The organism is Wolbachia endosymbiont (group A) of Conops quadrifasciatus (assembly GCF_964027015.1).
Taxonomy (GTDB): Bacteria; Pseudomonadota; Alphaproteobacteria; order Rickettsiales; family Anaplasmataceae; genus Wolbachia.
The window spans coordinates 1216398-1235787 of sequence record NZ_OZ034722.1; the positions used below are offsets into that span (position 1 = coordinate 1216398).

General features: G+C 35.6%; 18 protein-coding genes and 6 pseudogenes. 17 read left to right on the top strand and 7 right to left on the bottom strand.

Annotated elements, in window-relative coordinates:
- Positions 1-299 precede the first annotated feature (299 nt).
- Positions 300-770, top strand: coding sequence for a hypothetical protein (locus AAGD69_RS06280; RefSeq protein ID WP_341812048.1), 471 nt, complete (start codon positions 300-302; stop codon positions 768-770).
- 188 nt (positions 771-958) lie between these two features.
- Here the strand turns inward: AAGD69_RS06280 and AAGD69_RS06285 are convergent, their stop codons facing one another.
- Positions 959-1771 carry a transposase family protein gene (locus tag AAGD69_RS06285; RefSeq protein ID WP_410529829.1) on the bottom strand — a complete coding sequence of 271 codons (813 nt, stop codon included), beginning with the start codon at positions 1769-1771 and terminating at the stop codon, positions 959-961.
- Between the two features lie 45 nt (positions 1772-1816).
- On the opposite strand from AAGD69_RS06285, the gene AAGD69_RS06290 reads away from it, so the two are divergent.
- From AAGD69_RS06290 to AAGD69_RS06310, 5 genes and pseudogenes are all read left to right on the top strand, one after another.
- Positions 1817-2308, top strand: a complete 492-nt coding sequence (locus AAGD69_RS06290) for a hypothetical protein (protein WP_341812659.1) — start codon at positions 1817-1819, stop codon at positions 2306-2308.
- Positions 2309-2582: 274 nt separating this feature from the next.
- Entirely contained in the window at positions 2583-3920 is a 1338-nt protein-coding gene (locus AAGD69_RS06295) for a hypothetical protein (protein WP_341812049.1), read from the top strand.
- A gap of 181 nt (positions 3921-4101) precedes the next feature.
- A pseudogene (locus AAGD69_RS06300) lies at positions 4102-5919 on the top strand (phage terminase large subunit family protein).
- Positions 5919-6143, top strand: coding sequence for a gpW family head-tail joining protein (locus tag AAGD69_RS06305; RefSeq protein ID WP_341812050.1), 225 nt, complete (start codon positions 5919-5921; stop codon positions 6141-6143). The pseudogene AAGD69_RS06300 and the gene AAGD69_RS06305 overlap by 1 nt, the downstream one beginning before the upstream one ends.
- Positions 6144-7022, top strand: a pseudogene (locus AAGD69_RS06310) (phage portal protein); the annotation flags it as partial.
- A gap of 51 nt (positions 7023-7073) precedes the next feature.
- On the opposite strand, the gene AAGD69_RS06315 reads toward AAGD69_RS06310, so the two are convergent.
- Positions 7074-7886, bottom strand: a complete 813-nt coding sequence (locus AAGD69_RS06315; RefSeq protein WP_410529838.1) for a transposase family protein — start codon at positions 7884-7886, stop codon at positions 7074-7076.
- Positions 7887-7986: 100 nt separating this feature from the next.
- A pseudogene (locus AAGD69_RS06320) lies at positions 7987-8475 on the bottom strand (IS481 family transposase); the annotation flags it as partial.
- Positions 8476-8733: 258 nt separating this feature from the next.
- Between AAGD69_RS06320 and AAGD69_RS06325 the strand changes: the two are divergent.
- From AAGD69_RS06325 to AAGD69_RS06365, 9 genes and pseudogenes are all read left to right on the top strand, one after another.
- Positions 8734-9210: a hypothetical protein gene (locus AAGD69_RS06325; RefSeq protein ID WP_341812051.1), complete on the top strand. Its 477-nt coding sequence runs from the start codon at positions 8734-8736 to the stop codon at positions 9208-9210.
- Positions 9201-9677 (top strand): annotated as a pseudogene (locus AAGD69_RS06330) (ankyrin repeat domain-containing protein); the annotation flags it as partial. The gene AAGD69_RS06325 and the pseudogene AAGD69_RS06330, both read left to right, overlap by 10 nt.
- A 51-nt stretch (positions 9678-9728) precedes the next feature.
- Positions 9729-9944, top strand: a pseudogene (locus AAGD69_RS06335) (PD-(D/E)XK nuclease family transposase); the annotation flags it as partial.
- A 302-nt stretch (positions 9945-10246) separates the two neighbouring features.
- Positions 10247-10714, top strand: a complete 468-nt coding sequence (gene bcp, locus AAGD69_RS06340; RefSeq protein ID WP_341812660.1) for a thioredoxin-dependent thiol peroxidase — start codon at positions 10247-10249, stop codon at positions 10712-10714.
- A 16-nt stretch (positions 10715-10730) separates the two neighbouring features.
- Positions 10731-11810, top strand: coding sequence for a DNA replication/repair protein RecF (gene recF, locus AAGD69_RS06345; protein ID WP_341812052.1), 1080 nt, complete (start codon positions 10731-10733; stop codon positions 11808-11810).
- A 309-nt stretch (positions 11811-12119) separates the two neighbouring features.
- A pseudogene (locus AAGD69_RS06350) lies at positions 12120-12404 on the top strand (hypothetical protein); the annotation flags it as partial.
- Positions 12405-12897: 493 nt separating this feature from the next.
- Positions 12898-13140 carry a hypothetical protein gene (locus tag AAGD69_RS06355; RefSeq protein ID WP_341812053.1) on the top strand — a complete coding sequence of 81 codons (243 nt, stop codon included), beginning with the start codon at positions 12898-12900 and terminating at the stop codon, positions 13138-13140.
- An 80-nt stretch (positions 13141-13220) separates the two neighbouring features.
- Positions 13221-14033 (top strand): transposase family protein, encoded by an 813-nt coding sequence (locus AAGD69_RS06360; protein WP_410529829.1) that lies wholly within the window; start codon positions 13221-13223, stop codon positions 14031-14033.
- 43 nt (positions 14034-14076) lie between these two features.
- Positions 14077-14277 (top strand): hypothetical protein, encoded by a 201-nt coding sequence (locus AAGD69_RS06365; RefSeq protein WP_341812054.1) that lies wholly within the window; start codon positions 14077-14079, stop codon positions 14275-14277.
- A 129-nt stretch (positions 14278-14406) separates the two neighbouring features.
- Here the strand turns inward: AAGD69_RS06365 and AAGD69_RS06370 are convergent, their stop codons facing one another.
- From AAGD69_RS06370 to rpmF, 3 genes are read right to left on the bottom strand one after another with little or no spacing between them, the layout of a single operon-like run.
- Complete coding sequence (locus tag AAGD69_RS06370) at positions 14407-15363, bottom strand: beta-ketoacyl-ACP synthase III (RefSeq protein WP_341812055.1); 957 nt, start codon at positions 15361-15363, stop codon at positions 14407-14409.
- Positions 15356-16393, bottom strand: coding sequence for a phosphate acyltransferase PlsX (plsX, locus tag AAGD69_RS06375; protein ID WP_341812661.1), 1038 nt, complete (start codon positions 16391-16393; stop codon positions 15356-15358). Before plsX ends, AAGD69_RS06370 begins: the two co-directional genes overlap by 8 nt.
- A gap of 10 nt (positions 16394-16403) precedes the next feature.
- Positions 16404-16586 (bottom strand): 50S ribosomal protein L32, encoded by a 183-nt coding sequence (gene rpmF / locus AAGD69_RS06380; protein ID WP_096617771.1) that lies wholly within the window; start codon positions 16584-16586, stop codon positions 16404-16406.
- Between the two features lie 339 nt (positions 16587-16925).
- On the opposite strand from rpmF, the gene AAGD69_RS06385 reads away from it, so the two are divergent.
- Together AAGD69_RS06385 and AAGD69_RS06390 are read left to right on the top strand one after the other, a co-directional pair.
- Positions 16926-17708, top strand: coding sequence for an ABC transporter permease (locus tag AAGD69_RS06385; protein WP_341812056.1), 783 nt, complete (start codon positions 16926-16928; stop codon positions 17706-17708).
- Positions 17701-18402 (top strand): ABC transporter ATP-binding protein, encoded by a 702-nt coding sequence (locus AAGD69_RS06390; protein ID WP_341812057.1) that lies wholly within the window; start codon positions 17701-17703, stop codon positions 18400-18402. The genes AAGD69_RS06385 and AAGD69_RS06390 overlap by 8 nt, the downstream gene beginning before the upstream one ends.
- Before the next feature lie 137 nt (positions 18403-18539).
- Here AAGD69_RS06390 and AAGD69_RS06395 read toward each other — a convergent pair whose 3' ends face one another.
- A complete protein-coding gene (locus AAGD69_RS06395; protein ID WP_410529845.1) occupies positions 18540-19352 on the bottom strand; it encodes a transposase family protein in 813 nt (270 codons plus the stop codon).
- Positions 19353-19390 lie beyond the last annotated feature (38 nt).

The following is a 19390-nucleotide window of genomic DNA, read 5'->3' on the forward strand; positions in this document are numbered from 1 at the left end:
AATGATTGCAATTGTTGGTTTTTTGAGAAATAGCATTTTGCAGTATCATACTACCCATACTGCCCAACTTGTAAATTCTTTTGGCTTGGCCATAGGATCCAGTTAAAAAATCTGATCATGCGTTAACTTCAATTGTTTCATAAGTTTGTTTTAGTAAATCTCAATTATTTTAGCTACAGCTAACTACTTTAAAAAAATGCTTAAGAAATTATAGTATATTATTTATAAATATACCATCCTTGACATTTATTATAAATGTTGTGTATAATAAACTATATTTATTAATATGAGGTTAAACTATGAGTAAACAATTAAACTTATGGAAACAGGAAACTGGTGAAGAGAGTTTTAGAAAACTTATTATGTCAATATTAGACAATAAGGGAGAAGATAGAGAAAAAAGGCTTCAAGCTCATGCCACAACTGTTTATAGAAATTATGAACAGAGTCACAATCAAAAGCATTTTAGAGAAAATAAAATTGCTTCTGGTGCAGTAGTAATAGCATCTTGCGCTCTGATTCTACTGTCTCGATATTTTGATTTAAGAGAAAAAGTGCAAAGACCACTTGAATACATGGCACTTGCATCAATTGTTATTTTTGGAGTTGGATTTTTATATTCACTTTATCAAGAAAACGAATATAAAGTTTCTGATAAAAGGGAAAAATATGAATCAGATTACGAAAAACATCAGATGCTTCCTGAGGTTCAAACAATTATAGATGAGCTAAAGGCAGAAGCCATAGGAGAGAGTCAACAAAGATCTTAGTCAAAACTTACGATTCCGCTACCTGTTAGCGGAATCTGCATAAGACACAACGAATAAAAATTTACCTTTAAATGTAGATTATAGGGTTTTGAGAACTCTACCTTCCTTTCATCTATAAAACTTCTAAAGACCTGCTGAGAATCAAGCAATAAAAAGAAGGAAAGGAGGGTGACTAAAATCAAGGTTAACTAAAAGGCGTGCTTAAGATTCACAATACCAGCAATAATATTGAACCTCAGGTTGTATTTTTTCTGAAAATTGCGGTAAACATGAGACATAATCTTAAATATCTTTATCTCACGGATCTTATTTTCTACTCTCATTCTAAATGATGCTAATCTTCTATTATGCTCTTTCTGCTCTGGAGTTAATGGCTTTTTACGATACTTTTTATATGGAATTATAACATTGCTTTGCAATTTTTGCCAACCTTGATATCCAGAATCGGCATATTTTATGCTATCGATTGGTAAATATTTTTCTTGTTTCCTTATGCAAAAATCATTAATTCTACCACGATATGACTTTGACACTGATAAAATTCTTCCACCTTCTTCGATAACAATCTCAGTTTTCATAGTGTTGGTTCTTTTTTTTCCTGAATATGATTTCTTCCGTTTTTTACTATCTTCTGGTCTCTGTATTTGCTGTTCTGTAATATCAGCCAGAATCTTCAGTATTTTTTCTGGTGTCATACTTCTATCTTTTGTTATAGTAACTTTTTTGGCAAGTAATGGCTCTATTTTCTTCAGTAACCTACATACATTTGCGTTGTGCACATTGAACAGGCACCCTAAAAATCTATGTGTTATGTAAGTGCGATAGTACAAAATTACGCAAAATAACTTATCTTTTAGAGTTGGTAGTTGTGATCTTCTACCATGGCACTTTTTCTGTTTTTCAACTCTTTCCCACCCAGACCTCACTTTTTCCACTACCTTTTCGAACTCCTCTATAGTTAAACCTGTTATATTACGAAAGTTTCTTGGGTGTTTCTTCATGTTATAGTAACTAAAGCTCATTTTTTTACCTTACTCAATCTGCTTATTCTTCTTCTACTTCTCTCACATTATTTTTTCAATCACCTTTTGCAGCAGGTCTTATGTTATTTAGTAAAGAAAGGAATAGTTGAGCTAGAAGATGGACTCATTGACCGAGAACAAGCAAATGAAGCGGTAGTAGCAATAAGAGATCCAAGTCAGCCACTGAGGAGAAAAGGAGGGGGAGAAAGGGTAAAAACTAGTGATCTTTCAACGATGTTGCTTAAAACGCGGATAAAAAATGAGATGGAGCGAGGAAAACTGCTTGAGGCAAAAGCAAAAGCTGAAATAGGCGAACTAGTGCCGATAGAGGAAATAAAAGCCGAAGCATTTAATGTTGCAAGAGTAGTAAGAAACAATCTTTTAAATATGCCAGACAGAGTATCAGCGCTACTGGCATCGATGAATGATAGAGAAAAGGTCCATGAGATACTGACTGAGGAAATCAGAGTTGCATTGGAAGGGTTGGTGGAAAGTGGGGATAACATACAACTTTAAATTACTGAAAAAGTTTTTTTGCCGTATTAGTTTAGCAAGCTTAATTCGTATATTGATTGTAATAATAATTTTAAGTAAGGCATCAGCAGATATCTATTGTAGACAGAGAATACCTTTTGCTCTGAGTGGCATAAAAGTGCAAAAGTTAAGGCAGATAGGGTTATGATATGCAAAAGAGATAGATGTTAATGGTAAAATAAAATTGGTGATATTTACTGTATTTTAATAAATGTAACGTAGTAAACGTAGCATAATAATCAATTTTGGATCAAATATGATAGGACAAACAGATCAAGGATTAAAACCAATGCCATTACCTAGAAAATTAACGTTGCAAACAAATAATGAGGCATCATCCCATGAAGAAGCAGAGAATAATATTTCAAAACCTCTTCTGAGTGAAGGGAAAGCGCCAGCAAAACCACCACGTCTTCAGTTAGAATCATGTGAAGAAAAACCAGATAATGTAGAAGAACAAGTGAGTGAGGAACATATTTATGCAACTATAGACCCAAGTAAAAAATCTTCAAAAAGGAGTTTAGAAAGTGATAGTGGAATAGATAATAGAAGTGCAGAGGTGACAAGGTCAAATTCTCAAGAAACAGAAATGAGTGAGTCTTGCGGTAGTCAAGAATGGGAGGATATATCATTAAATCATGATAGTTCAGTTATACTTTCAACTAACTCACCAGAAAAAAGTGATGGTGAAGTAAATTCAGAAACTTCATTAGTTGAAACAGAAAAGAAAATAAATAAAATTCGGCCAAGAGTAAAGTATGCAGTGCAGCAGAAAGGATTTATAATTTTCAGTATCACTGCTCTTGTACTTAGCACATCTGCAGCTTTAGTATATTTACAGGATAAAGCTCAATTTATCGGGTTTTTTGCAAACAGCCCTCTCTATATCACTATACCGATCGTTGCAATTACTTCATTGCTTGCAATTAGTCCAATATTTTGTGCAGTAAAGCAATTTAAAAGTACTGAAGAATGTCACATACAGGGAAAAAATGCGAATGAAACTTTGAATAAAGTGTTGGAGTACCAGCGAAAGGATAAAGTGATAAAATCAGTAAGACTGGAATACAGCAACGGTACTCATTCAAATTTTACACTTAACGCTTGGAAAAGTGAAAAAAACTTCATTAACATTGATGAAAAAGTAATTAGTAGAAGGAATAAAGTAGAAGCAGTAATCAAAGATAGGCCAATATTTACAGCGTTATTGACAGCAGTAGTAGCTACAAATATAGCACTTCCGATAGGACTACTTGCAATAGGTGGAGTTAATAACGTAAAAACATTTTATCAAAATCCTTTAAGTAATAATATAGGATTATCGTTGCTAATAGGCTCGAGTATGGTTGCATTACTAATTGTATGCCTTGGAGTACATTACTACAGAAAAACAAATTGTACTAACCTTGTATATTCTGAAGAAAGGATTGACCCTGAGAAAGTTAATGAAAAATTCATTGAAGAAATAAAAGAAGAAAGGATAAAAGTGCTTGAAGAAAATCACAGTAAGGAAGCTAAGTGTAGCAGTTTAACGCTAGAGCAAGTAGTGGTTGAATCTCACAATTGTAAGGATGCTGTTTATAGTATTGGTTAACAGAGCCAACAAAGAGGTTTCTGTACTGTATGGAGAAACAGCTATAAAAGAAGTCTACTGTAACATCTTTTAATCAAAGTTCACTTTTATACTTGTTATTGGGAAACTTCGATACATAGGCAAAAAGTGCTATTACCGATGAGATTTAGTATTAGCCGTAAAAAATAGAAAATGACAGCAGATGATATATAGTAGTAGTTTCTATGCAGGATTAAAGCCCGATCTACCACTAAAAGTATCAGAGTGGGCAGATAGAAATCGTCAACTTTCAACGATAGCATCATCAGAGCCAGGGAAATGGAGGACAGAGAGAACACCATACCTTAGAGAAATAATGGATTCACTATCTTCGTCTTCACCGGCTGAAAAAGTGGTATTCATGAAAGGAGCGCAGATAGGTGGAACAGAAGCTGGAAACAACTGGATAGGCTATATTATTGATCAGACGCCAGGCCCTATGCTGGTAGTACAGCCAACAGTTGAGATGGGAAAACGCTGGTCAAAAGGAAGATTTGCGCCACTGATTGAAGAAACGCCATGTTTAAAAAGTAAGGTAAAAGATCCAAGATCGAGAGATTCAGGCAATACTGTACAAAGTAAGGAATTTCCCGGAGGAACGGTAGTAGTAACAGGGGCAAACAGTGCAGTGGGTCTACGTTCAATGCCAGTAAAATATCTTTTTTTAGATGAAATTGATGCGTATCCAGGAGACTCAGGAGGTGAAGGCGACCCAGTACTACTGAGTATTGCCCGAACTAATACATTTACAAGGCGAAAAATTTTTTTAGTGTCAACACCAACGATTCATGGAATCAGTAGGATTGAAAAAGAATTTGAGGATACAGACAAGAGATACTTTTTTGTTCCCTGTCCGAATTGTAATCACTATCAAGTGCTGAAATGGTCGCAAATAAAGTGGGAAGAGAAAAAACCAAGTACAGCACACTACATGTGCATAGAATGTGGTGGAAAAATAGAAAATCACCAGAAGACAGAAATGCTAGCACGTGGAGAGTGGAGGCCTACTAATCCAATAAAAGGGGAGAAAAAAGGGTTTCATCTTTCAAGTCTTTATAGTCCAGTTGACTGGTATAGTTGGCAACAAGCAGTAGAAGATTTTCTCCATGCAAAAGAAAGTGAACAATTACTAAAAGTCTGGATAAACACTACGCTAGGAGAAACTTGGGTAGACAAAGGAGAAGTACCAGACTGGAAGCAATTATTTAACAGAAGAGAATTTTTCCCCGTAGGCACAGTACCAAGGGGTGAAGTGGTTTTGACAGCAGGAGTAGATGTCCAAAAAGATCGGTTAGAGGTAGAAGTAGTAGCGTGGGGAAAAGGCAGAGAAAATTGGTCAATAGACTACCAAGTATTGGAAGGTGATACTGGAGGGGGAGAAGTATGGGGAAAACTTTCAGAGCTCTTAAATCATCATTTTATCGGTGAAAATGGGCTTGAGTACATGATAAGCATGATGGCAGTAGATGCAGGGTATGCAACACAAGAAGTATACAATTGGGTGAGAAGTCATCAAGGATCTGGAAGAGTAATGGCAGTGAAAGGTGTAAACAAAGCGCTAGTGCCACTTAGTAGCCCAAGTAGAGTAGATATAACAGTTGGCGGGCAAAAGTTAAAAAGAGGAATAAAGCTATGGCCAGTAGGAGTATCGATATTAAAGTCAGAGCTTTTTCAACTACTTAATATTTTAAAAAAGGGTGAAGAAACTCCGGCTGGATAATGTCATTTTCCGGAGTATGGGCCTGAATATTTTAAGCAGCTAACAGCAGAGCAATTGGTGAGCAAGGTAGTGAAAGGGTACACTAAACAAGAGTGGCAAAAGGTAAGAGAAAGAAATGAAGTACTAGATTGCCGGATTTACGCAAGAGCAGCGTCTATTGCCCTTGGAATTGATCGTTGGCCAGAGAGTAAGTGGGCAGGTGAAAAAGTTAAAAAGGTAAAGAAAGTAAGGCAAAGCCAATGGCTGAGTGAAAAAAGTTGATGTATAGCCAAGAATATTTAGAGCAGGTAGAAAAAGCGATAAAAAAGCTGCAAAGTGGGAAACGAGTAGTATCGATTGGGTATGGAGATCATGTTGTGCGGTACGGGGAAGTTCAGATAAAAGATCTATTAGACTTAAGACAAAGAATTAAAGCTGAGCTGAAAACCGTAAGTCAAAAATCCAAGAGAAAGATTGTTTTTTCAACGAGTAAAGGAATTTTGTAAATGCTACTAAAAAGCTTCAAGCAATTATTTAACAAACCACCAAAAGCAAAAGGTTCAGCATGGGATGCGGGTGGATCTGGAAGAAGGGTAATGTATTGGCAAGGAGAGTCAGGAAGTATAAACAATTTACTTTCGCAGAGCCTTGAAACTTTACGTAGTCGATCACGTGACATGGTAAGAAAAACCCATATGCAGCAAACATAATCGATACGATAGTGAGTAATTGTGTTGGTACGGGAATAAAACCACAGTCAAAAGCAAGGGATGCAGAGTTTCGGAAAAAAGTGCAAGAATTATGGCTGGAATGGACAGATGAAGCAGACAGTGACGGAATAAATGATTTTTATGGACTACAGGCATTGGTTTGTAGGAGTATGATAGAAGGAGGGGAATGTTTTGTACGTTTGCGTAATAGGAAATCCGAAGATGGTCTATGTGTGCCGTTGCAATTACAAGTACTGGAGTCGGAGCATTTAGATAATAAAAGTAATCAACTACTCGCCAATGGTAATGTAATAAGAAACGGGATTGAGTTTAATCGACTGGGGCAAAGGGAAGCGTATTACCTATTTAGAGAACACCCTGGTGAAGGATCATTTGGAGAATCAGTAAGAGTGCCAGCAAGTGAGGTTTTGCATATCTACAGACCACTAAGACCTGGGCAAATACGAGGAATACCGTGGCTTTCTACAGTACTTTTAAAGCTCTATGAACTTGATCAATACGATGATGCAGAATTAGTCAGGAAAAAGACAGCAGCAATGTTTGCAGGATTTATTACAAGACTTGACCCTGAAGCAAACATCATGGGAGAAGGAGAAAGTAATGAACAAAGGGGTAGCGCTATCTGGGTTAGAGCCAGGAACTATAGACCTGCTGCGAATCAAGCAATAAAAAGAAGGAAAGGAGGGTGACTAAAATCAAGGTTAACTAAAAGGTGTGCTTAAGATTCACAATACCAGCAATAATATTGAACCTCAGGTCGTATTTTTTCTGAAAATTGCGGTAAATATGAGACATAATCTTAAATATCTTTATCTCACGGATCTTATTTTCTACTCTCATTCTAAATGATGCTAATCTTCTATTATGCTCTTTCTGCTCTGGAGTTAATGGCTTTTTACGATACTTTTTATATGGAATTATAACATTGCTTTGCAATTTTTGCCAACCTTGATATCCAGAATCGGCATATTTTATGCTATCGATTGGTAAATATTTTTCTTGTTTCCTTATGCGAAAATCATTAATTCTACCACGATATGAATTTGACACTGATAAAATTCTTCCACCTTCTTCGATAACAATCTCAGTTTTCATAGTGTTGGTTCTTTTTTTTCCTGAATATGATTTCTTCCGTTTTTTACTATCTTCTGGTCTCTGTATTTGCTGTTCTGTAACATCAGCCAGAATCTTCAGTATTTTTTCTGGTGTCATACTTCTATCTTTTGTTATAGTAACTTTTTTGGCAAGTAATGGCTCTATTTTCTTCAGTAACCTACATACATTTGCGTTGTGCACATTGAACAGGCACCCTAAAAATCTATGTGTTATGTAAGTGCGATAGTACAAAATTACGCAAAATAACTTATCTTCTAGAGTTGGTAGTTGTGATCTTCTACCATGGCACTTTTTCTGTTTTTCAACTCTTTCCCACCCAGACCTCACTTTTTCCACTACCTTTTCGAACTCCTCTATAGTTAAACCTGTTATATTACGAAAGTTTCTTGGGTGTTTCTTCATGTTATAGTAACTAAAGCTCATTTTTTTACCTTACTCAATCTGCTTATTCTTCTTCTACTTCTCTCACATTATTTTTTCAATCACCTTTTGCAGCAGGTCTATAGGTGAATTTGGATGTTCTATCTATAGCAACAAATAGATATAGTTTTCCCTCCTCTGTTCTGACTTCTGCAATATCAATATGGAAATAGCCTATAGGATATTTCTTAAATTTCTTTTTTGGTTTAGCTTCACCATCAACATCTGGCAGTTTGCTAATGTTATGTCTTTGTAAACAGCGATGCAGGCTAGAACGAGTTAAGTGCGGAATTGTAGACTGCAAGGCATAAAGGCAATCATCTAATGGTAGAAGTGTATGCTTCCGAAATGCGACGATTATTGCTTCTTCTTCTAAAGTTAGAACAGTTGATCTTGGATGTTTTGGACCCATATCAGCGTCTTTAGTGAATGAGCGTTTTCTCCACTTAATAATAGTTTTTGGATTAAGGTTATAATACTTTGAGAGTTTTGCTATGCTCTCTTTACTATTTTGTATTGCTCTACGAATCGTCTCTGTTGTTTTGGCACACCCATGTAATACTTGTCCCATAATTCCTCCTTTGATGGTATTTTTTTCTCACATTTTATCATACTATCACACTCTGGGACTGTACAGCAGTTCCAAATAAACAATGTGATTTCTTGCAATAAAAACAGTTTTTTAATCCATATGGAATTTGTCAAAAAAATTGTTGACACTAAAAATATCTGCGTTATAAGCAAGCTAAATTTGGTATTTACATAAATTGTTTACAATTATTTGGTTTTATAGTGGCAGTAATTTTTAGTTATACTTAAGGAGGGTGAAATGGGTATAGGTCAGCAACAGTTAACTGGTAAAATAGCTACAAGAGATTTAATGTTACGGTCTAGCACTTTAAAGCAAAAAAGTCTTAGTGATAAAATTAGTGATGTAGGGGTAAGTGGGCTAATAGATGATACAGTTAAACTTAGTCGTTCAAAGCGAAGTAAAAAAGGTAAGAAAGGTTTAAGTAAACAGCGTGTACGGAATAAGTGGAATACGAAGAAGAATAGGGAGAGAGCTCGGGAAACAGTAGGCGAGGCTGCAGATTATTTTGATGGTTATGAAGATCAACTTATTTACAACAGAACGTCACAAGGGGCTACTACTCAAAATAGCCAAACAGTGATGTCTCTAGAACAGCTTAACTTAGAGCTAATTAATGCTGTAAAACGATCTAATCTTAATGAGGTTAAAGAGTACATTAATAAAGGAGCTGATATAAATACTAAAATAATCATGGTAAAACACCTTTGCATATAGCTGCTAGGAGAGGTCTTTTAGATATAGCAAAGTTTTTATTAGATAAAGGGGCTGGTATTAGTGCCCAAGATGAAATGGGCTACACACCTCTGCATTTGGCTGCTAAGCAAGGTAATTTAGATGTAGTAAAATACCTTGTAGAAAAAGGGGCTGATGTTGACGTTTATCAAGGTGGGTGGGGTTATAACACTGCTCTTCACTTGGCTGCCGCAAATGGTCACTTAGATACAGTAAAATACCTTATAGAGAAGGGCGCTAATCCGAAAGCTACTGATGGTGACGGTAAGACTCCTCTGCAAAGAGCTAATGAAAAAGGCCTCTCAGATATAGTTGAATACCTTGCGAAGAAAGTGCAGCAAGTCACAGAAGTACCACAGGTCACAGAGGATTATAGTAACACATCTTTACACTTAGCTGCCGAGCAGGGTAATTTAAATGCAGTGAAATACTTTGTAGAGAAAGGCGCTGATATTAATGCTAAGACCAATGGTGATGATACTCCTCTCTACAAGGCTGCATTTGTGGTCGAAATGCAGCTCGCTCGCGACAAGGGCTTTGAAAAACGCGCACAAGCATATGCTGGTAAAGTTTACTCAAGACAGTCTGGCAGATACACTGATTTAAAGAAGGTCTTCTTTATTGCGATTTCAAATTGTATTTTGTTTCCTAAGAAATCCAATTATATATCTAGCCATACTATAAGAGATGAGGAAACTAATGAGCATGACTTACAATGCTTAAGCTTAAAGCATTAGATGCTTTTTACAAGATACAAGGCAGAAACTTATCAATAAGCCCCCATCAAGAATCTTATCTGTTAGCTATATATAAAATTTGATACTCTGACTACAATATACTACTATAGATACAAGTGTTATCAATGGAGCAAAGTATGGAATTAACAGTAGGAAATAATGTACCATACTACTATAATACCACAGAAGTGGTATTAATGGAGCGAGGTATGGAATTAGCAGTAGGAAATAATGCACCATATTACTATAATACCATAAAAGTGTTATTAATGGAGCAAGGTATGGAATTAGCAGTAGGAAATAATGCACCTGATTTTAGCTTACCAACAGATTCTGGTGAAAATTTATCATTGAGTGAATTTTTTGATAAAAAAAATGTAATTCTTTATTTTTATCCTAAAGACGATACTCCGGGTTGTAGGATGGAGGCAAAAGGCTTTAGAGATAAAATAGATGATTTTTCTTCCCTTGACACAGTGATAATTGGTGTATCAAAAGATAGTGTTAAGCGCCACGCTAACTTCAAAGCAAAATATTCTCTGCCATTTTCCTTAGTTTCTGATGAGAATGCTGAAATGTTGGAAAAATATGGTGTTTGGGTAGAGAAAAGTATGTTTGGCAAAAAGTATATGGGAATAGAGCGCACTACTTTTTTAATAGATAAAAAAGGTAAAGTAGTGAAGATCTGGAAAAATGTAAAAGTTAGTGGGCATGTTGATGAGGTTCTGGAAGAAGTAAGGAGAATGTAAACTAAAGAATAGGTTAATGGCTACCCATTGCTACATAAAAAAGCTGAAATTACATAATTTTCGTAGCCACTCAAACTTTGAACTGGATTCAGATGATAGCTCAGTTGTAATAACTGGCGAAAATGGTATTGGTAAAACTAATATACTTGAAGCAATCTCGTTGCTTGCTAAAAGCAATGGAATGAAAAAAGCAAAAGCCAGTGAGATACAAAATAGATTCAGTAATGAAGATTGGGTAGTGCACTATGATTTTTTTAATGGAACGGATTTTAATTCAATTGGTATCGCAAAGAGTTTTGATAAGAAACTAATACAAATTGATGGAAAAACGCAATCAAGTTATTCATCTCTGTATAAGATATCCAATGTAATATGGCTGATTCCACAAATGGACTATATTCTTCTTAATTCTCCAAGTGACAGATTAAAATTTTTAGACCGTATAGTTTCACTGTTTGAAGAAAATTACACTTGCTGCTACATGAAATATAGAAAAGCTAAACATGAGCGAAGTAAACTATTGAGGGAGAACATTTTGAACAAAAACTGGTTCTCTAGTCTTGAAAACATAATGGCCGTTAATGCAGTTAGTATTTTACATATGCGATCGTCTGTTTTAAAAATATTACAAGATACAATTGATAACCATTCCAGTAAGCTTTTTCCGAAGGCAAGTTTGAAATTCAGCAGCCAGCTAACTTTGGACGATACTGCAGAATATTTTCAGAATCGTCTAAAGGAAAACAGAGAAAAAGATTCATTGACTGGTAGAGTAACCCTTGGTGTGCATAACGATAATTTTCGGGTTTTTTGTCAAAAAAGAAACGTACCAATAAATCTGTGCTCCACTGGAGAACAAAAGTTATTACTGCTTTCTATTATTTTATCCAGTGTAAAAGCAAGGTGTATTCATTACAATAAGGCACCACTTCTTCTACTTGATGATATAATGTCTCATCTGGGTAAACATTACAGAAAGGCGTTAATAGAGGAAGTGTTAAGTATTCAATGTCAAACTTGGATAACTGATGTAAATCAAGATAATTTCAATAGCTATCTTTATTCTTTCAAGTTTTTTGAATTGTTAAGTAAATAAGTGACAATATTCTTCTGCAAAAGGAAAGAAATACTTACGTCCTTGGTCTTTTATTATATGACTGTGACCTTACCCAGATGATATGAATAAGTATTGCTTGGTTGAAAGCAAGAGAAGATAATAACTTTTCAGAGTGGATAGGTGGCAGGTTGGTACTTCTTTTGAGGCACTTTCTGCTCTTACATGGAGTGTAGGAAGAAGACCTCGTGACCCAGATTAACCACCCCTGCCACCGGCGAGGCTCACAAAATGTGATGACCTCGTATAGGAGTTTGGAACAACCGGTACTCTGATATATTGAAATATGCAATTGGAGGAAAAAATGCGTCACATTGGAGTTATACTAATAGCTTTACTGCTTGTTATCTGCAAGAAGGGAAGCCAGAGTATATTCAAACGTTTTGCTTAAAAGACTTGGATAATTTTATCGAAAATCTTCAAGAAACAGATAAAGTGGCTATAGAAGCAACAGGCAATAGCTGTTTCTTTTATGATGCAGTTTCACCTTACGTTAAGCGTGTGATAATAGTCGCTCCCGGACAGTTTGAAGTTGTGCGCCGCTCTATACACAAAACAGACAAGCATGATGCAAGGTGCGCCAAGAAGTGCGTAAGGAACAGTTGGTGAAAATCTAACTCAGGTAAAGCCTAGCCAGCAATCTGGAACGAACTATTATGCTACGTAAGGTAACAAGCGTAGTAGGGCTAATAGAAGGGACAATATAGGATGCAACGAAAGTGAAGGTATTGAGTCCCGAAATTTTTGACGATATGGAGGTTGACGCTCTCTTGCAGGCGGAAGACAAAATAAGTGATAACGAAAAGGCAAGATATCACTTGCTCCATCGGGATCTAAGGCCGTGTCATGTGTTGAGATGGAACTTACGTGAACTTGGGAGATCCTTTGTATTCCCAATAGGGTACTCTAGAACAAGTCAATAAAGGCGAGGACTGGGGAAAGATACGAAGGAAGTCGGACTAACTGATAGTACTCAGAGTGTGGGAAAGCCACATACAAGGGGAAGCGGTTAGCAATATAGTAACTGGTATAGGGATTGCTATACAAATACAACAGAGATTGGAGGAATATGCAAGGAAAACTAGACCAGATAGTAGAAAGAGCGAAGCGAGATAAACGATTGAAATTCACATCGTTAGTGCATCTGATAAATGCAGAGAATCTTGCAGAGTGCTATAAGGAACTAAAACGAAACAAGGCTTGCGGTATAGACCAGGTAACAGTGGAAGCTTACGGAGAAAATCTTGAAGAGAAGCTTAGAACTCTAGTGGATAGCATGAAGAAAAAGCATAAGACCTGCTGCAAAAGGTGATTGAAAAAATAATGTGAGAGAAGTAGAAGAAGAATAAGCAGATTGAGTAAGGTAAAAAAATGAGCTTTAGTTACTATAACATGAAGAAACACCCAAGAAACTTTCGTAATATAACAGGTTTAACTATAGAGGAGTTCGAAAAGGTAGTGGAAAAAGTGAGGTCTGGGTGGGAAAGAGTTGAAAAACAGAAAAAGTGCCATGGTAGAAGATCACAACTACCAACTCTAAAAGATAAGTTATTTTGCGTAATTTTGTACTATCGCACTTACATAACACATAGATTTTTAGGGTGCCTGTTCAATGTGCACAACGCAAATGTATGTAGGTTACTGAAGAAAATAGAGCCATTACTTGCCAAAAAAGTTACTATAACAAAAGATAGAAGTATGACACCAGAAAAAATACTGAAGATTCTGGCTGATATTACAGAACAGCAAATACAGAGACCAGAAGATAGTAAAAAACGGAAGAAATCATATTCAGGAAAAAAAAGAACCAACACTATGAAAACTGAGATTGTTATCGAAGAAGGTGGAAGAATTTTATCAGTGTCAAAGTCATATCGTGGTAGAATTAATGATTTTTGCATAAGGAAACAAGAAAAATATTTACCAATCGATAGCATAAAATATGCCGATTCTGGATATCAAGGTTGGCAAAAATTGCAAAGCAATGTTATAATTCCATATAAAAAGTATCGTAAAAAGCCATTAACTCCAGAGCAGAAAGAGCATAATAGAAGATTAGCATCATTTAGAATGAGAGTAGAAAATAAGATCCGTGAGATAAAGATATTTAAGATTATGTCTCATGTTTACCGCAATTTTCAGAAAAAATACAACCTGAGGTTCAATATTATTGCTGGTATTGTGAATCTTAAGCACGCCTTTTAGTTAACCTTGATTTTAGTCACCCTCCTTTCCTTCTTTTTATTGCTTGATTCTCAGCAGGTCTTATTTCGGAATTAGCGGAAATTATCGATGTTTAAGTCAATTCTATCGATCGATAACAAGGCTAGCATTTAAGTGGATAAACCGACGTAGCCAAAAGAGAAGTATGAAGTGGGAGCAATTCAACCATTACTTACTAGTCAATCCACTACCAAAGCCAAAAATACACTATTCTTTATATACATGAGAGCGAATGCTATGAATGCTATTATTGTGGAGCCGTGTGCAGGAAAGCTGCATGCACGGTTCTTGTGGGGAAGTTATAAGAACAAAACTCAAACAAGAGGTATAGGACTATGACTTCTACCGAACAAGTCTAATAGCGCAGCAACACGGAACCCCATGTGAGACCTGCACCTATTGCAATCAGCAGTACCAGATTTCCTGATTTTATTTTTGATTCTTGTATTGCATAGTCTAAGGCCAGTGGAATTGACGCTGCTGAGGTGTTTGCATGCTTATCAACGGTATTAATCACTTTCTCTATAGGAAAATCTAATTTCTTTACTACTGCTTCAATAATACGAATGTTTGCTTGATGGGGAATTAACCAGTCAATATCAGTGATTTTCAAATTATTGCATCTTAGTGTTTCCTCTACTGAGGCTGTTAACTTATCCACTGCATGTTTAAACACTTCTCTTCCATTCATACATATTTTTCCAGAATCATCAGTAGAGGATACCCCTCCGTTCGTACATAATATATCCAAATTGCCATCAGAGTGTAAGTTTGTTGATATGATGCCGCTGCTACCCATTTCCGATTTTATTATCACTGCACCAGCACCATCACCAAAGAGTACACAAGTTGACCTATCTTCCCAGTCAACAATCCTAGACATTATTTCAGCACCAATAACGAGCGCATATTTAATTCTATTGTTAGATTTTATGAGCGAATCAGCAACTGTAACTGCATATATAAAACCAGAGCATGCTGCTTGTACATCAAAAGAAAATGCGTTTTTACATTTTAACTTACTTTGTACAATCGTTGCACAGCTAGGCAAAGTTTTATCAGGCGTTGTTGTTGCAACTATAATCAAGTCAATTTCATCTACTGAAATTTTAGCTTTTTCTATAGCACTTTTTGCTGCATTTACAGCTAGATCTGATGTTAATTCTCCTTCATCTGCTATATGCCTTTGAACTATTCCTGTTCTCTGCCTTATCCATTCATCGCTTGTCTCAACTATCGATGCAATTTCGTTGTTACTCAACGTTTTTCTTGGTAGATAAGATCCAGTGCTTAATATGAAACTTTTATTCAATATGACTTACCCCGTTAATTATCTTTTGATTTAAATTTTCACTAATTGCATTTACTGCAAATTTTATAGCATGGGCAAAAGAAATAGCATCAGAATTTCCATGACTTTTAATGATGATACCATTCAGCCCTAAAAACATAGCTCCACTTCTAATTTTGGGATTAAAACGCGTTAATGCTTTATTTAGTTTAGATTTTAACAATATACCAATAAGCATTTTCGCTATCCACGAGTTGAATACTTCCTGCTTTATTAGATTGATAAAAGTACTAGCGGTTGCCTCAGCTGTTTTGAGCATTACATTGCCAACAAAACCATCAGCAACAATCACATCTATATTACCCTCTAAAAATTCACTTGCCTCTATATACCCTTTGAAATTAATGCCTGGAGCGTTTTTAAGCAACTCAAAAGCGCCGCGCACTGAGTCATTACCTTTAACTTCTTCTGTACCGATATTTAGCAAAGCAACCTCAGGATTGTCAATTTTTAGCGCTACTTTTGCAAATATACTTCCCATTAATGCAAATTGGAATAACGAATCGGCATTACAATCGACATTTGCACCAAGGTCAAGCAAAGCGAAGCTTTTTGTCTTAGTTGGACAGATAGAGACAATAGCAGGACGATAAATATTTGGTAATGTTCCTAAAATAAATCTGGAAATTGCCATCAATGCCCCGGTGTTGCCTGAAGATACCACTCCGAAAGCTTTACCTTCTTTCACTGCAACAATTGCAGCTTTCATACTTGAGTCTTTACGATGTCTCAGCGCAAAAGATGGCTTATCATTTGCAAGGACATTGTCAGAACAATGAGTAAACTCAGAATTGTTACTTACTTTTTTATATTTCAAAAACAAAGGAGATACTTTTTCCTTATCTCCATAAATATGAAAAAGAACTTTAATGCCTGGGTCAACAAGATTATCCAAAAAAAAACCAGCACCCTGAATTACGGAAAGAGGCGTAAAATCGCCCCCCATAGCGTCAAGTGCAATAACTATGTGATTATTGACCGTAGGTAACATACCATAATAGTCATTCTGCCTGTTGCTTAATGAAAACTCGTTTTCCTTTGTAACTGCCATCGACTGCTACATTGTGAGGCAACATGAATTCCCCAGTTGCTGAACATACCACAACATTCTTAGGCTCAATAGCATGATGAGAACGATGCATATTACGCCTTGACTTTGACTTTTTTCTTTTTGGAACTGCCAAAACTTCCTCCATTCTACTACAAAATTCAATTCATTAGTAACATGTTTTTTACAAGAAGTAAACAGGGATAATAAAATAAGTAAGGTTTGCTTATGTAATTGAGTCCTATAGCTAAAGTGGCTTAGGTTTAACTACAATTTGAAAAACCGTCATTCCGCTACTCGTTAGCGCCGCGGCGGTATGACGTAGGGAAACCTTTCTTGGGTTAGCTATATGAGCTTTAAATTAAAACATCAAGTATGTTGAACTTAAAACATATCTCAGCTATACTTTGCGATAAAGTTAATAAAAATTTTAATAAAATCAGTAAGACTAACCTCTAGCTAAAATGAATACAAAGTGAGCTTTTTTGATATAAATAGTGTTAGAATAATTGGTAGGTACTTTATCAATTTTTTGTTAAGACTTGGTAGTGCATTCATATTTTTTATTCAATCTCTATACCACTGCTTTGTGCCACCATATTATTTTAGCAACGTAGCAAAACAAATTATAGAGATAGGCTTTTTCTCTCTGCCAATTGTTGGGCTCACTGGAGTTTTTATAGGAGCGGCGATAGTTTTACAAAGCAGCTTGAGTGACTCATTAATTAACCAAGAGCAGATAATACCCAAACTTGTTACAATCACTATCATTAAAGAGTTAGGACCAGTTTTGATCAGCTTAATAATGGTAGGAAAGGTTGGATCATCAATTGCGGCAGAAATTGGTGCAATGCGCATCACCGAGCAAATAGATGCCCTTACAACTTTGAACATCAACCCTTTCAAATATTTAATTGCACCAAGGATTTTAGCGTCAATCATAGTATTTCCCATACTTACAGTATGTGCAGATCTAATAGGAATATTTGGAGGATGTATCACTGCAGTCTTCGAATTTAACCACAATTTAAATATATACATTAAATACACAGCTCAGTTCTTTAATACGTACGATTTTATAACTGGGCTAGCTAAAGCAACTGCATTTGGCGCCATAATTTCTGTCTCAAGTTGCTATTACGGTTACCATTGCAAAGAAGGTGCACGAGGAGTAGGTGTTGCTACAACATCAACTGTTGTTTTATCGTCCATACTGATCATTTTAGCAAACTACATGATTACTTTGATACATGCGTAACCCCATAATATCAATATTGAACTTAAGCTTATCTTTTGATGATAGGACAGTACTAAAAGATCTAAGTTTCGATATATTAAAAGGGGAATCATTAGTCATACTTGGCGGCTCAGGAAGCGGCAAATCTGTACTAACAAAAACAATTATCGGCTTGCTTGCTCCAGACTCAGGGTCTGTTAAAATAAATAGTAAAAGCAAAAATAAATTTGGGGTTTTATTTCAAAATTCCGCTTTATTTGACTACGTTACAGTGTGGGAAAATATATCTTTTAATTATAAAAAGCGCTTTAATATCAGCAAAAAGGAGGCAAAACAGCTAGCAATCGAGAAGTTAAATGATGTTGGACTGGAGGAAAGCATAGCAGATATGTTTCCAATAGAGCTATCAGGTGGAATGAAAAAAAGAGTAGCACTTGCAAGGGCGATTGCACACAATCCAGAAATCATCGTATTAGATGAGCCAACTTCAGGATTGGATCCAATTATGTCAGATATAGTAAACGAGATAATAATAAAATTATCTAAAGATCTTAACACTACAATTATCACGATTACACATGATATTCATAGCGCATTTAAAATAGCTGATAAAATAGCATTATTACATGAAGGGGAGATCATTTGCCATGGAAATGTTCAGGAAATGCAAAATACTAATAACGAATATATAAAAAAATTCATTCGTTATATATAGCTATAGGTTCACAAACGAGATTGTGAGTATTAAACAGTTTAACATAAAAATTGACAAAGCTCGATTCTTAAAGTATAGACCTGCTGAGAATCAAGCAATAAAAAGAAGGAAAGGAGGGTGACTAAAATCAAGGTTAACTAAAAGGCGTGCTTAAGATTCACAATACCAGCAATAATATTGAACCTCAGGTTGTATTTTTTCTGAAAATTGCGGTAAACATGAGACATAATCTTAAATATCTTTATCTCACGGATCTTATTTTCTACTCTCATTCTAAATGATGCTAATCTTCTATTATGCTCTTTCTGCTCTGGAGTTAATGGCTTTTTACGATACTTTTTATATGGAATTATAACATTGCTTTGCAATTTTTGCCAACCTTGATATCCAGAATCGGCATATTTTATGCTATCGATTGGTAAATATTTTTCTTGTTTCCTTATGCGAAAATCATTAATTCTACCACGATATGAATTTGACACTGATAAAATTCTTCCACCTTCTTCGATAACAATCTCAGTTTTCATAGTGTTGGTTCTTTTTTTTCCTGAATATGATTTCTTCCGTTTTTTACTATCTTCTGGTCTCTGTATTTGCTGTTCTGTAACATCAGCCAGAATCTTCAGTATTTTTTCTGGTGTTATACTTCTATCTTTTGTTATAGTAACTTTTTTGGCAAGTAATGGCTCTATTTTCTTCAGTAACCTACATACATTTGCGTTGTGAACATTGAACAGGCACCCTAAAAATCTATGTGTTATGTAAGTGCGATAGTACAAAATTACGCAAAATAACTTATCTTTTAGAGTTGGTAGTTGTGATCTTCTACCATGGCACTTTTTCTGTTTTTCAACTCTTTCCCACCCAGACCTCACTTTTTCCACTACCTTTTCGAACTCCTCTATAGTTAAACCTGTTATACTACGAAAGTTTCTTGGGTGTTTCTTCATGTTATAGTAACTAAAGCTCATTTTTTTACCTTACTCAA

Coding starts and splice junctions, on each gene's coding strand:
- AAGD69_RS06280 (WP_341812048.1), top strand. CDS start 300: ATGAGTAAACAATTAAACTTATGGAAACAGGAAACTGGTGAAGAGAGT.
- AAGD69_RS06285 (WP_410529829.1), bottom strand. CDS start 1,771: ATGAAGAAACACCCAAGAAACTTTCGTAATATAACAGGTTTAACTATA.
- AAGD69_RS06295 (WP_341812049.1), top strand. CDS start 2,583: ATGATAGGACAAACAGATCAAGGATTAAAACCAATGCCATTACCTAGA.
- AAGD69_RS06305 (WP_341812050.1), top strand. CDS start 5,919: ATGTATAGCCAAGAATATTTAGAGCAGGTAGAAAAAGCGATAAAAAAG.
- AAGD69_RS06315 (WP_410529838.1), bottom strand. CDS start 7,886: ATGAAGAAACACCCAAGAAACTTTCGTAATATAACAGGTTTAACTATA.
- AAGD69_RS06325 (WP_341812051.1), top strand. CDS start 8,734: ATGGGTATAGGTCAGCAACAGTTAACTGGTAAAATAGCTACAAGAGAT.
- bcp (WP_341812660.1), top strand. CDS start 10,247: ATGGAATTAGCAGTAGGAAATAATGCACCTGATTTTAGCTTACCAACA.
- recF (WP_341812052.1), top strand. CDS start 10,731: ATGGCTACCCATTGCTACATAAAAAAGCTGAAATTACATAATTTTCGT.
- AAGD69_RS06355 (WP_341812053.1), top strand. CDS start 12,898: ATGCAAGGAAAACTAGACCAGATAGTAGAAAGAGCGAAGCGAGATAAA.
- AAGD69_RS06360 (WP_410529829.1), top strand. CDS start 13,221: ATGAAGAAACACCCAAGAAACTTTCGTAATATAACAGGTTTAACTATA.
- plsX (WP_341812661.1), bottom strand. CDS start 16,393: ATGTTACCTACGGTCAATAATCACATAGTTATTGCACTTGACGCTATG.
- AAGD69_RS06390 (WP_341812057.1), top strand. CDS start 17,701: ATGCGTAACCCCATAATATCAATATTGAACTTAAGCTTATCTTTTGAT.
- AAGD69_RS06395 (WP_410529845.1), bottom strand. CDS start 19,352: ATGAAGAAACACCCAAGAAACTTTCGTAGTATAACAGGTTTAACTATA.